This window comes from Avibacterium gallinarum (genome assembly GCF_002921135.1).
GTDB classification, from domain to species: domain Bacteria; phylum Pseudomonadota; class Gammaproteobacteria; order Enterobacterales; family Pasteurellaceae; genus Avibacterium; species Avibacterium gallinarum.
Genome location: NZ_PQVJ01000011.1, coordinates 126,870 through 140,677, shown reverse-complemented (window position 1 = coordinate 140,677; position 13,808 = coordinate 126,870). Strand labels below are relative to the sequence as shown.

The 13,808-nt window shown below is 38.3% G+C and carries 7 protein-coding genes and 2 pseudogenes; 2 read left to right on the top strand and 7 right to left on the bottom strand.

Features of this window, described 5'->3' with window-relative positions:
- Positions 1-19: 19 nt before the first annotated feature.
- The 5 genes from uhpC to C3007_RS04135 all read right to left on the bottom strand — a co-directional run bounded on the left by uhpC (position 20) and on the right by C3007_RS04135 (position 5,479).
- A complete protein-coding gene (gene uhpC, locus C3007_RS04155) occupies positions 20-1,294 on the bottom strand; it encodes an MFS transporter family glucose-6-phosphate receptor UhpC (RefSeq protein WP_103853237.1) in 1,275 nt (424 codons plus the stop codon).
- On the bottom strand, positions 1,294-2,805 hold the full coding sequence (gene uhpB / locus C3007_RS04150) for a signal transduction histidine-protein kinase/phosphatase UhpB (RefSeq protein ID WP_103853236.1): 1,512 nt from the start codon (positions 2,803-2,805) through the stop codon (positions 1,294-1,296). Before uhpB ends, uhpC begins: the two co-directional genes overlap by 1 nt.
- 1 nt (position 2,806) lies before the next feature.
- Entirely contained in the window at positions 2,807-3,409 is a 603-nt protein-coding gene (locus C3007_RS04145) for a response regulator (protein ID WP_103853235.1), read from the bottom strand.
- 141 nt (positions 3,410-3,550) lie between these two features.
- Entirely contained in the window at positions 3,551-4,927 is a 1,377-nt protein-coding gene (gene uhpT / locus C3007_RS04140) for a hexose-6-phosphate:phosphate antiporter (RefSeq protein WP_103853234.1), read from the bottom strand.
- Positions 4,928-5,149: 222 nt separating this feature from the next.
- Entirely contained in the window at positions 5,150-5,479 is a 330-nt protein-coding gene (locus C3007_RS04135; protein WP_103853233.1) for a zinc ribbon domain-containing protein YjdM, read from the bottom strand.
- A 170-nt stretch (positions 5,480-5,649) separates the two neighbouring features.
- Between C3007_RS04135 and C3007_RS04130 the strand changes: the two are divergent.
- Positions 5,650-6,212: pseudogene (locus C3007_RS04130) on the top strand (YtfJ family protein).
- 43 nt (positions 6,213-6,255) lie between these two features.
- Here C3007_RS04130 and malQ read toward each other — a convergent pair.
- A pseudogene (gene malQ / locus C3007_RS04125) lies at positions 6,256-8,327 on the bottom strand (4-alpha-glucanotransferase).
- Positions 8,328-8,382: 55 nt separating this feature from the next.
- The gene (gene glgP / locus C3007_RS04120) at positions 8,383-10,779 is read right to left on the bottom strand and encodes a glycogen/starch/alpha-glucan family phosphorylase (RefSeq protein ID WP_103853232.1); all 2,397 of its coding nucleotides are present in this window, start codon (positions 10,777-10,779) and stop codon (positions 8,383-8,385) included.
- A gap of 175 nt (positions 10,780-10,954) precedes the next feature.
- Between glgP and malT the strand changes: the two genes are divergently transcribed.
- Positions 10,955-13,633 (top strand): HTH-type transcriptional regulator MalT, encoded by a 2,679-nt coding sequence (gene malT, locus C3007_RS04115; RefSeq protein ID WP_103853231.1) that lies wholly within the window; start codon positions 10,955-10,957, stop codon positions 13,631-13,633.
- Positions 13,634-13,808 lie beyond the last annotated feature (175 nt).

Sequence of the window (13,808 nt, the reverse complement as noted above, 5' to 3'; positions counted from 1 at the left end):
TTTTATAGCTAAGGCTTTTTTAATTTTGTGCTTTCAAAAATGGCAATAGCAATAATGCGATAAGAAAGGCACAGCAAGAAATCACCACAAAAAAACCATTCCAATGGAAATATTGCATTACTACCGCGAGCGGATAACCTGATAGTGCTGCACCTAAATAAGCAAATAGGCCGATAAACCCAGTGGCTGCACCGGGGGATTTTTTATGTGAACATTCCGCCGCCGCCATTCCGATAAGCATTTGCGGGCCAAATACAAAAAATCCAATAGAAAAAAACACCGCACTTTGCAAAATAAAGATTTCTTGCACCATTAACCATAGTGCCAAAATGGAAAAGAAAATACCAATGGCAAATAATAATGCCATTGGACCACGGTTACTGGAAAATAATTTATCTGATCCCCAACCGGCAACTAACGAGCCTAAAATACCACCAATTTCAAATAAAGAAATTGCACTATTAGCAGATACCAAATCGTAATGATATTTTTCGGTTAAATAAATATTTCCCCAGTCATTAATTGCGGTTCTTACAATATAAACAAGGGTATAACTTAGCGCCAAAAGCCAAATATATTTATTTAGGAAAACATAGCGATATAATATTTGTTGCCAAGAAAGATCTTTTCCCTCTTGTTCTTGAATTAATTCTAATTTATCTTTGCGCCATTGACCAATGCTCGGTAAACCAAGGGATTCTGGCGTGCCTCGTAAACGTAGAGCAAGGAATAAGGCGATAAAAACAGTGATAATTCCTGCAATAATAAAGCCATAACGCCAACTGTAATGTAAGGTTACATAACCGATAATTAACGGAATTAATGCACCGCCCACATTGTGAGCCGTATTCCACACCGACCACCAAGCACCGCGTTCTGTGCGCGAATACCAAGTGGTGAGCAATTTAGAACAAGCAGGCCAGCCCCAACCTTGAAACCACGCATTGAGAATCCACAAACTCATAAAAACTAATAATGAACTTGATAATCCAAAGAAAATATTGATTACGCCACTAAAAAATAAGCCAATCGCCATAAAATAGCGTGGATTACTACGGTCAGAAAATATTCCTGATAAAAATTTAGAAATGCCGTAAGTAACATAAAAAGCAGTAGTCATCATTCCAATATCATTTTTATCAATACCTAAATCAGCAATTAATGCAGGGACGGCATAGTTAAAACTTTTTCGTGTAAAATAAAAGCCTGCATAGCCAATATACATCGCAAACATTAAATGAATGCGCCAATATTGATAACGTTGATTGATTTGCTGTTGAGTTTCTTTATTCATTAATTAATCCAAGGTAATTCCACAAAAATACTTGTGCCACTTTGTTGCTGTTTTGTCCATTTTACAGAATGAATATCAAATTTCCCGCCTAACATTGCAACACGTTCTTTCATTCCTTTTATGCCTAAACCAGTATGATTGATTTTAGATAGATCAAAACCAATGCCATTGTCTTGAATATGTAATGTGATTTTGTCATCAATGTTCAAATAAATATTAACTTCTGTTGCTCCAGAATATTTCTTTATATTATTTAATGCCTCTTGGCATAAACGATATAAGGTGATTTCCAGTAAATGGGAAAGCACCCTATTTTTATGATTGTTACAATGTAAATAAATTTGTGTGTTTTGGCTGGCAAAATCTAATTCAATAAACAGATTTTGTAGGGCTTCTTGCAAATTAAGATCATCTAAAATACGCGGACGGATTTTATTAATTAAGCCTTTAATACTATCGTAAATATTCAGAGATAATTGCTCAATAATTTGTGAGAGTTTTTCATATTCTGGGGTTTTCCCAATCCGTTTTAAAATACTCGCTTGCGTTCTAATTGCGGTGATATTTTGTCCAATTTCATCGTGTAATTCTCTTGAAATTTCTTTTCTAATTTCTTCTTCACGATGAATTAATTGTTGGGTTAAATATTGGTTTCTTGCTAATTCTTGGCTTAAATGCTGATTTAAATCTCGTTGATGCTGAATGCCTAAGCCAAGGAAAATTCCTGTAATGGTTTGTGCGGAAAGAGTGAGTAATAAATCCGTTAATTCTAAGTTAGAAAAATGATGTGTTGTACTAATCAGCGCTAAACTGTTCAATAAGATCCCGAGTAGCGACCCTTGCCAGCCATAACGGAAAGCAAGCAAGATAATCGGAATGGATAAGAAAAACAGCGAAAAACGATTAAAAGATTCAGGCAAATCTGTCTGAATATAAATGTTTAAGATAAAGAGTAAAAGATAAATGATGATAGGCTTAGATCTTAAGCTAATTGGTTTTCTAATCAGGCTAGAAGTTAGCGGCAGCCATTTTATTTCAAACAGGAAATAATAAATTAAATAACAAATTGGAATAATTAGCACCGCACTTGAGAAACTCACCAAAAAGGTGAAATAAAAACTTTCAGCGCCAATAAAGTAGAGTGCATTAATTAGGCTGAGTAATGAAATTAATAGGCCTTGTAACAATAAACAGCGTAATTGACTGCCAAAATAGTATTTTTTAAAGATAAGCAATAGTGGAATGTTTAGCAATCCAAGGAAAATGATAGAAAATGTATTATTTTCAGGAAATGCAATATAGAGTAAGAGTAAAATGCTATACTCGGCAAGATAGATGGAAAACCAATATTTTATTTTTGTATGAATGAGAATACCAATGCGTAATGCAAAAGGAAAGAATAAAAAAGAAAGTAAGGGATCTTCTAATAAATAATTAGAAATAATCCATAAACAAAAATAGGCTGGCGCAACAAAAAACCAACTATAAATAAAAAAGAAAATTGCGTTCATTTTATCCTTTACTATGGAATAAATTCGCCAGTTCAACGTTATTCTTTACATTTAATTTGCTCATTGCATTGGCTCGGTGAACGTGAACGGTTTTAATGCTCAATGATAATTCTGCCGCAATTTCTTTCACCGTTAGCCCTTTGGAAAGTAATTCACAGACTTCTTGTTCACGTTTTGTGAGTTGAGCGAGGGTATTTTTAATCGGCGTATTAACGAGTTTTAAGGTGAGTTCAGGCATAAGATAAACACCACCAGCATAAACCGTTCTAACCGCTTGAATTAATTCATCAGGGCTGCAACGTTTGCTTAAATAGCCTTTTGCGCCCAATTCAAGGGCTTTTTTCACCATAAATTCAGAATCGTTTACGCTTAACATTATGCAATGAATGCCTTGCGGAATATCGGGTAATAATTCCAAACCGCCTTCATCGGGCATAGAAATATCTATAATACAAACATCAGGTTTTAGGCGCGGTAAATTTTGACGAGTTTCTTTGACCGAACCAAATTCGCCTACGATACGCATATCTGGCTCTAAAGATAGCAGTTGAGAGAAGCCCGAACGCACTACAAGATGATCATCAACTAACACGATATTAATCATTTTTATCCTAGCCATAAGGCGTTAAGCAAAGTGGGAGAGCATTGTACTCCAATAAAAAAATTATGCAGTGAAAATCTCACTGCATAATTGTAAAGAACATTAAAAAATTAAGTGCGGTGCAAAATTATTGCATTTTTGCAATTATTGTGCTTTTTTTAGGCGGCGAATTTTCTTCTCTTCTGCAATCGCCACGAAAGCAAGCAACACCATACACACAATCGCAGAAGTATTTAATGCAGCGAATGTCCCCGCCCAGCCTGTTAAGCCGAAAATTGGCGTGCCATCTGCAATCATACCTAAGCCTAATTTTGCAAAGCTATCACCGATTAAGTAAGCGAATGTGCCTTTCACACCGTCAGCAACGGCAATGGCTTTTTTCGGTACGAAACCAACTGCCGCAACACCGATTAATAATTGTGGCCCGAATACCAAGAAACCTAGCACGAATAATGAAATTAAATACATATATTCGTTGGTCGCAAATTGATAAAACTCAAGGGTGAATACGATTAAAACCAACGCAACACAAGCGGTTAAACCACGTCTTCCGTTGGCTAAATCGGATAAGAATCCCCATAAGAATGTGCCGACTAACGCCCCCACTTCAAATAGGGCAAAGCCAGAAATTGCCGCATCTTTTGAGAAGCCAAGTTCTTGATAAGCATAAACTGGCGACCACTGATCGATCCCAATTCGCACGATATAAAGGAAAATATTGGCAAAGCAAAGTAACCAAATCACTTTATTTTTCAAAATATAACGCACGAAAATTTGCCATTTTGTAAGCTGATTTTCTTCTGCATCACGATCTTCTTCGCTGATTTCTTCACCAAATAATTCTTCCGCAGTGCCAAGCCCATAAGCCTCAGGGGAATCTGAACCATAGCGTAATCCCACAAAGCCCACAATTAAAGCAATGATAGAAGGGAAGATGAACATTCCGATAACGTGTCCGTCAAATAGCACGTTCGCACCGAATAATGCCACGCCCGCTGCCGCTGCACCGCCCACGTTGTGGGATAAATTCCAGAAGCCAAGGAATGAACCACGTTTTTTGCGCGGCGTCCATTTGGTGATGGTGGAATAGCTTGATGAACCGCCCGTACTTTGGAAGAAACCACTTAACGAATAGAACGCAATCATCAAGAATAATGCCACACTGCCACCGCCCATACTTGCACTAAAACCAAGCATACAAAGGGCAGAAAGAATCAACATAAACGGCACGAATTGTTTGGTATTTTTCCCATCGGCATAGTAGGAAACAAGGGTTTTCCCAATTCCGTAAGCCACAGAAAAGCCAAGCCCAATCATTCCCAGCTGGGTTTTGGTTATCCCATAGGTTTCGATCATATCATTTTGCGCAACGTTAAAATTCTTACGAATTAAATACATCGCCATATAACCGATAAACACCACCAAATAAGATTGCATAAAGGGCTTAAACCACATTTTGCGTCTTTCTTCCACAGGAAGATTTAGCACAGGTTTACGCACCTGTTGTAAAAATTTGAACATAATTTCCTCAATTAAAAAATGAAAGTGCGGTCAAATTTTAATGAGATTTTGTTCTTCTGCCTTGAGATGAGTGCTTAAAGGATTTAGGAAAATTTCCTAGTTTTAGGAAGTTTGGAATATTTTTGTGAGATAGATCACATTTTTGTAAAATCACGAAAAATCTGACCGCACTTTATTTTGAAAGGCAAAACAATAGGCTGCTTGTCGCAGCCTGTTGCGTGATTAGGCTTTTTTCAGAAACTCTGATTTTAATGAGAAACTTTGACCGTCAATTTTGCAATCGACATCGTGATCGCCATCAACTAAGCGAATGTTTTTTGCTTTTGTGCCTTTTTTCAACACAATAGATGAACCTTTCACTTTTAAATCTTTAATCAAAATCACACTATCGCCGTCTTGTAGTGGATTGCCGTTACTGTCTTTTACCACTTTTTCTTCTGTGTCATTTTCTTCCTCGCCAGACCACTCATAAGCACAGTCAGGGCAAACAAAATTTAAACCATCGTGATACACATATTCGCCTTGGCATTTTGGGCAGATTGTTTGTTCCATTTTTTCCTCTTATATAAATTCCAATATAAACAATCAGTTATGTTTTTTTCTGATTGAATAACTGGGGTGAGAGCGAAGTATAACAAACAAATCTCTTTCGCTGTAATGATTTTTAAGATGTCAGAAAGGGGAATTTTCGCTAAACTAAGGGCTTTTTAGTGAGGAACAAAATGAAAAAAACAGTTTTATTACTTGGGCTTAGCGCATTATTAAGCAGTGCTTATAGTCAGGCACACAATCTGCAACTGAATGCAACGCTCCCTGCGGTAAGCGTAGCGGATAAAGGCGAGCTTGTGGTGAAAAATCAAGAGGTGAGTGCAAAACCTTGGCAATCTGCCCAGCTTAAAGGTAAGGTTCGAGTGTTGCAGCATATTGCAGGGCGAAGCGCAGTAAAAGAAAAAATTTAGCTTTAATGGACGCAATTAAAGCGCAACATTTTAATGGCATGCAATATCAAACCACAAATATTATCAACGCAGATGATGCAATTTTTGGTACGGGCGCTTTTGTGCGGAGCAGCGCCGAAAAAGCGAAAAAAGAAAATGCCCATAGCCAAATTGTGCTGGATAATCAAAGTGCGGTGAAAAATGCGTGGAAATTAAAAGAGAAAGAAAGTTTGATCGTAGTGTTGGATAAAAACGGCAAAGTGAAGTTTGTTCACGAGGGGAAACTTTCTTCTGGACAGATTGATGAAGTATTGAGTTTAGTCAACAGTCTGTTGAAAAATTCATAATCATTTTGAAAAAATAGCCGATTAATCGGCTATTTTTATAGAATTAATGCGGTTTTCGGCAAGTATTTATTTTCTGTAAAAGTTGCTGAACTTCAGGATCATTAAAAATCTCTGTAACATTCTGGCTTAAGCGTCTTCGCCAGTTAGGATATTGGGTGCTTGTTCCCGGAATATTTACGGGTTCAGACATATTTATCCAATCTTCAGGTTGAAGCCCTAGCAAAGCACTTTCCACCTGCCCCACATAGGTTTGTAGTTGATGATTAAATTTTTTACTAATTGGGGAGGATAAATCTTTTGGCTGATCAGGATCAACTCCCGCCTCTGTTAGACGAGCTAAAATTTTGGCTTTAGCTTCCTGACGTTGTTGTTGCAATATCGCCAAAATTTTTTCATTTGGATAAATGCCATAACGCTGTCCAAGTTCAAAATCATAGCCTCGCCAATAACCATCAATAGTTGGCAGATCGTGCGTACTTAAGGTTGTCATTGCCTGATAAGGATAATCGGCTAAATCTCGGCTTTTTCCTTGTTCGTCAAATTCAAAATAAAATACTTTATAAGATAAAATCCCCGCGTTTTTGAGTTTACTCACGATGGCTTTCGGAACTGTACCCAGATCTTCCCCGATAATAAGCGCTTTGTGGCGATGACTTTCTAGGGCAAGAATGGCGATCAGATCATCAACAGGATAACGAATATATGCCCCGTCTTGTGCTTGTCCATTCTTAGGAATCCACCATAGTCGAAGCAGTGACATAATATGATCGATACGCAGTGCACCACAATGATTCAAATTTGATTGTACGAGATCAATAAATGGCTGATAGGCACGCTGCTGCAAAATATGCGGATTGATAGGTGATAGCCCCCAGTTTTGCCCTTGTGGCGCTAAAATATCAGGTGGAGCGCCAATGCTGGCTTTTAAGCAATAAAGTTGCTTATCACACCAAGTTTCTGCGCCTTGATCGGAAACGCCAACAGCGAGATCGCGATAAAGCCCGATAGGCATTTTTAAGGTTTTGCAGAGTTCATCGCATTCTTTGAGCTGAGTTTCCGCAATAAATTGTAACCACGCATAAAAACGAATGTCTGCTTGGTGGGTTTGCTGGAAGTGTGCGACCGTTTCGCTATGATAATCCTGATATTGCGTAGCCCAATAATTCCAACCCCATTGTTCAGGGAATTGCTCACTGAGATGTTGATGAAGTGCATCAAAAGTGGCTTGAATAATGAGGCTTTCCCCTTTTTGTTGGAGGAATTGCTCAAAATCAGCTTGGCGATCAGAATTTGCCTGTTGTTGGAAAAAAGAGAAAGCAAGTCGTAGCCCTTCGAGTTTTAATGCCATGACTTCTCTGTACTGAATATGGCTTGCTGTGCGTAATTTTTCTAAAGTTTGTTGAATTTGTGGCTGCTGAAACCATTGCTGTGCTGGCTGGCTTTGCTGAAATTCAGGCAATGTATTGAGATCAATATAAAGAATATTGAGCCATCTTCTTGATGATGGGCTATAAGGGCTAGCACTTTCAGGGTTAGCAGGAAAAAGAGCGTGAATGGGGTTTAGCCCAACAAAATCCGCGCCAGTTGCGGCAATTTCACGCAAAAATTGTTTAAGATCGCCAAAATCACCAACGCCCCAATTATGCTCAGATTTTAAACTATATAATTGGATAAATGATCCCCAAAGTTTTTTACCTTGTACCATTTCTTGAGGTTGATAACAACGTTTTGGGGCAATAATAATACGGCAAGAATAGGTTTTTGTTCCTATTGCTAAGGTTAAATCGTGATAGCCCAACGGCAAATTTTGAGGAAAATAAATGGTATTGCATTTTACTTTCCCAGTGATTTCCCCTTGTTGATTTTCAAGTTGAAGACACCAATTTCCTTGCAAATTTTTCTTTAAATCGGTGCGATGGAGTTTTAAAAAGTGCGGTGCTTTTTCGTAAAGAATTTTTACGGGTGGTAAAATTGCCGAATAAGAATGGGTATTACCTGAAAATGCGTTGAATAATTGATGTTGCGTTTGGAGGCTAGCTGTTTTTTTATCCCTTGTTCGTTGTAGAAATAAGGCATTATGCCAGCTTGCTGAAACCGCTTTGTTAATCTTTTCATGATACTGCTTCCTGTTTTATCGTGCTGCCACGCATAAAAATGCGTGGCAAATTTATTATTTTTTTAACCAAATGCGTGATTGGTAATCACGGATAGAACGATCTGAGCTGAATTTTCCAAGTCGTGCTGTGTTTAAAATGGCACTGCGTAGCCACGAATCACGATCTAAATAAGCCTGACCAATACGCTCCTGAGCTTGTCGATAGCTGTCAAAATCAGCAAAAACAAGGAAAGGATCGCGTTCAAGTAGGCTGTCTAACATCAGATCAAAGGTTGTTTTATCCCCCTTGCTGGCTTTGCCTTTGGCTAAAAAATCCACCGCATTTTTTAAGACAGGATTATTGCGATAGTAACTTTTCGGCGAATAGCCTTCTGCTAATAGCGTTTGAATGCTTTCAACGGTATGTCCAAAGAGGAAAATGTGTTCTTGTCCTACCATTTCAGCAATTTCAACATTGGCACCATCAAGGGTTCCCAAGGTTAATGCACCATTTAATGCGAGCTTCATATTTCCTGTCCCTGAGGCTTCTTTCCCTGCCATTGAGATTTGTTCGGAAATATCCGCCGCAGGAATAATTTTTTCTGCTAGCGATACACGATAATCAGGTAAAAATGCCACTTGTAGTTTATCTTTCATCTGTTTATCGTTATTGATGATCTCAGCCACATTGTTAATGGCGTGAATAATATTTTTCGCCAAATAATAGCCCGGAGCCGCTTTGCCTGAAAAAACAAAGAGCCTTGGCGTGTAATCTTTATTTGGATTATCTTTTAACCATTGATAGGTAGCGATAATATTTAATAAATTCAAATGCTGGCGTTTGTATTCGTGGAAACGCTTAATTTGTACATCAAAAATCGCATTTGGATTGACAGATAAGCTAAGCGTTTGTTCAATTTCTCTGGCAAGAGCCGCTTTGTTTTGCTGTTTTATATGCCAATAAGCCTCGCGGAAGTTGGCATCATCAACCACATTTTCCACTTGGTGAAGTAGCTCAAGATCTTTTTTCCAATCCCCTTTGATAGTTTGATCAAGTAAATGGCTTAAAGCAGGGTTAGCTTGTTGGATCCAACGTCTTGGGGTAATACCATTGGTAACATTGCAGAATTTTGTTGGGAAAAGTTGATGATATTCTGGGAAAAGCTGACTAACCAACAAATCAGAATGAATTTGCGCCACGCCATTCACGGCAAAACAGCTCACCACACAAAGATTTGCCATTCTGACACGATAATCAAACAAAATCGCCAGTTTTTCCCATACTTTGGCATCATCGCCAAATTGTGCTTTCACTTGTTGATGGAAAAGGTGATTAATTTTTTCCACAATTTTAAAGTGGCGTGGCAATAATTGTTTGAATAGGCGTTGATCCCATTGCTCTAGCGCCTCTGGGAGCAAGGTATGGTTTGTGTAAGCGAAACTTTGTTGGCAAATAGACCACGCTTGTTGCCAAGTGAGTTGATGCTCATCAAGTAAAATCCGCATTAATTCAGGGATAGCGAGGGTTGGGTGCGTGTCATTAAGCTGAATGACTTGACGTTTCGGAAATTCTTCTAGCGAGAAGCCTTGTGCTAAGTGACGAGAAAGAATATCAGCCACAGAACAAGCACAATGGAAATATTGCTGCATTAAGCGTAACTGTTGTCCTGCACGATGATTATCGTTCGGGTATAGCACCTGGGTAAGTGCGGTGCTTTTTACGATATTTTTTTCAGCAGCAACAAACTTGCCTTCATTAAATTGGTTTAGATCGAAAGATTGAGGACTATCAGCTTGCCAAAGTCGTAAAGGTTGTATAACTTCATTTTGATACCCAACAATAGGCAGATCAAAGGCCTTGCCTTCAATGGTTAATTTAGGTTTCCATTCATATCTATCTTCCCCAAGGGAAATAATTTTGCCGCCAAAATGTATTTGTTTGGTTTTGCTTGGGTTGTAGCGATGCCAAGGATATTGATTTCTTCCCCATTCATCGCCACTTTCTATTTGTTTTCCATCTTGGAAAGCCTGTTTAAACAAGCCATATTGATAATGTAGCCCATAGCCAGTCGCAGCTTGTCCCAATGTTGCCATTGAATCTAAAAAGCAGGCCGCTAAACGTCCAAGCCCACCGTTGCCTAAAGCAGGATCACGCTCTTGCTCAAGCACATCAACAAGTTCAACTTGATATTGGGCTAAATAGGCTTTAATGTCCTCGTAATAGCCCAAATTCATCAGATTATTACCTGTGAGACGACCAATAAGAAATTCCATAGAAAGATAATTGATATGGCGTGTTTCCTCAATTTTTCCTTGTGGTTTTTGCGAGGCAATCTCGAGAACGGAACGGGCGATAACCTGATACCATTGCTCGGGGGTAAATTGTTTTGGTGAGTTAAGTTCAAAAAAACGGCAGTATTTTTGTACATTATTATCAAATAATGCCATTTCATTTGTATGAGAGATAGACATAAAAACTCCTTTTAAGGCATAAATTAAACATTCTTCTTGTTTTATTATGCTTGGCGGGAGAAAAAATAAATCCTCCTTGATATAATCTTGTCAGTATGATTAGTAGGAAGTAATTTCTTATTTGGGGGAGGAAAACCCCAAAGGATGTCTTTCATTAACAAAAGGGTTATTAACAATGTTAATTCCATCAAAGCTTATTTACTCTTATCGCATGCAAAATAGCGTTCCCCGCACCAATTTATTATCCTTGTTAGAACGTGCAGTAGATTATCCCTTGGTGCTTATTAACGCCCCGGCAGGCTATGGAAAAACCACCCTAATTTCCCAATGGGCAAAAGATAAACAGCATATAGGCTGGTATTCTTTGGATGAAAGCGATAATCAAACAGAGCGATTTGCAGGATATTTTTGTGCGGCGTTAGCGAAAGCCACAAATAATCATATTCGCAATGATGAAAATGCAGCCTATTCTAATTTATTTTCACTTTTCAATCAGTTACTGGTAAATCTTGCCAACTATGAACAACCATTTTATATGGTGATAGATGACTACCATTTAATTGAAAATGAAGAAATTCACGATGCACTAAAGTATTGGATTAAACACCAACCGCCTGCAATGACACTTATTTTGATTTCCCGCTCCTTACCCCCATTAGGGCTAGCCAGTTTAAGAGTGCAAGAACAATTATTAGAAATTAATGTACATCAACTGCCTTTTTCTCATCAAGAAAGCATAAATTTTTTCCAATCTCGCCTTGATATTCCTTTAATGGAACAAGAAATTACAGCCCTTTGTGATGAAGTAGAAGGCTGGCCTACGGCATTACAACTCATCAGTCTTTCTGCTAAGCAGCAAAAAACTAGTTTACAAGATATTGCCAAACGGCTCTCGCATCATAGTTTTCACATTAATGACTATTTCAATGATGAAGTGCTTACACCAGTGGATGAGATAACAAGACACTTTATTTTGCGTTGTTCTATTTTGCGTTCAATGAATGAGGCTCTCGTGTCAGAAGTAACAGGAGAAAAAGACAGTCGATTCATTTTGGAACGATTAGAAAAGCAAGGAATATTTTTGCAACGGATGGAAAGCGATGATAATTGGTGGCGTTTTCATCCACTTTTTGCCTCTTTCTTATCCCAGCATAGTTTGCGTGAATTGGGAAGCGAAATAGCAGCCCTACACCAAAAAGCTGCACACAGCTGGCTCGCTCAAGGCTATGTGACAGAAGCCCTTTATCACGCCAGTTTGTTAGAGAACAAACAATTATTGTTGCAAATTTTATCACAAAATGGCTGGAAATTATTCCATCAAGGTGAGCTCAAATTATTAGAACAAAGCCTAGAATACCTCGATGATAAAGGGCTGGTGGCTTATCCAAATCTTATTTTATTAAAAGCGTGGCTGGCACAAAGCCAGCACCGACACAGCGAGGTTGAGGATATTTTTGCCCATTTTGAGCAACAAAACGTCGTGCTTAGCCCTGAAAACCAAGCTGAATTTGATGTATTACGTGCGCAGGTTGCAATAAATTCAGGTGATGAAAACACCGCACTTTCACTCGCCTCCAATGCTTTAAATCGGCTTGCCGATAATGCCTACTATGCCCAGATTGTAGCAACTTCAGTTATCGGTGAAGCTTACCACGTTAAAGGCAATTTCGATGATGCGATTACAATGTTGCAGAAAGCAGAGAAAATGGCTCGCCAATATCACACTTCTCACAATGTGCTATGGACATTATTGCAACAATCAGAAATTTTGATTGCACAGGGTTTCTTACAGGCTGGCTATGATATGTTAAATAAAGCCTCGCGATTTGTGAAAGAAAACCACTTACAGCAAATTCCAATGTATGAATTTTTGCTCCGATTGAAAGGGCAAATTTTGTGGGATTGGTATGATCTAGACAAAGCTGAAGCGATGGCAACAGCGGGAATTTCAGTGTTAGATAGCGAAAAGGCAAAGCTGCAATGCCTTGCGATTTTATGCAAAATTTCTCTTGTTCGAGGCGATATAGATAACGCCACTCGACAGCTAGAAAAAATCACTCAACTACAAAACGCACATCATTACCACAACGATTGGAACGCCAACGCTGATCAGGTCAAAATCGTGTTATGGCAAATGACCAATAATAGTCAAGCAGCTCAAAATTGGTTGATTCAAAACCAACCACCGAGCACGGATACCAATCATTTCAGCCAAGTACAATGGCGTAATATTGCCCGAGCCAAAATGCTCATTGGTGATTATGAAGAGGCCAAAAAGATTTTAGATAAATTGATCCAAACGGCGGAAAATTTGCAATTTATCAGTGATTTAAACCGTGCGTTAATTTTACGTAATCGCCTACATTTTCTCACCCATAACAAAGAGGCGGCAATGGCTGATCTTAGCCTTGGGCTTAGCCTCACCAAACAAACTAACTTTATCAGTGTTTTCGTATTAGAGGGGGAAATAATGGCACAACAAATTCGCCAATTACTCGCTCAAAACAGCCTAGATGAATTAGTTGCTCATAAAGCCCAATTTATCTTACGCCACATAAACCAATATTATCGACATAAATTCGCCCATTTTGATGAAGAATTTGTCGCACAATTATTAAAAAATCCGCAAGTGCCAGACTTATTAAAAATTAGCCCTCTCACCCAAAGGGAATGGCAAGTACTAGGGTTAATTTATTCGGGATATAGTAACGAACAAATTTCTGATGAATTACAAGTCGCGATTACCACAATTAAAACGCACATTCGTAATTTATATCAAAAATTAGGTGTGGCAAATCGTAATGAAGCGATCCAATACACGCGAGAGCTTTTGAAATTAATGGGATATAGTTAGATAGCATTAGTTTTGTATTCAACTTTGAGCTATCTTTGCAAAAATTAGAATCTTAAAGTGCGGTGGAATTTTTAAAAATTTTTCTTTAAAAAAGCACCGCACTTTTTATTTGTATGTTGAATTGCTCTGACAATCAAAACACTCATTAAAGTGCGGTTAGATTTTTAGTTATTTT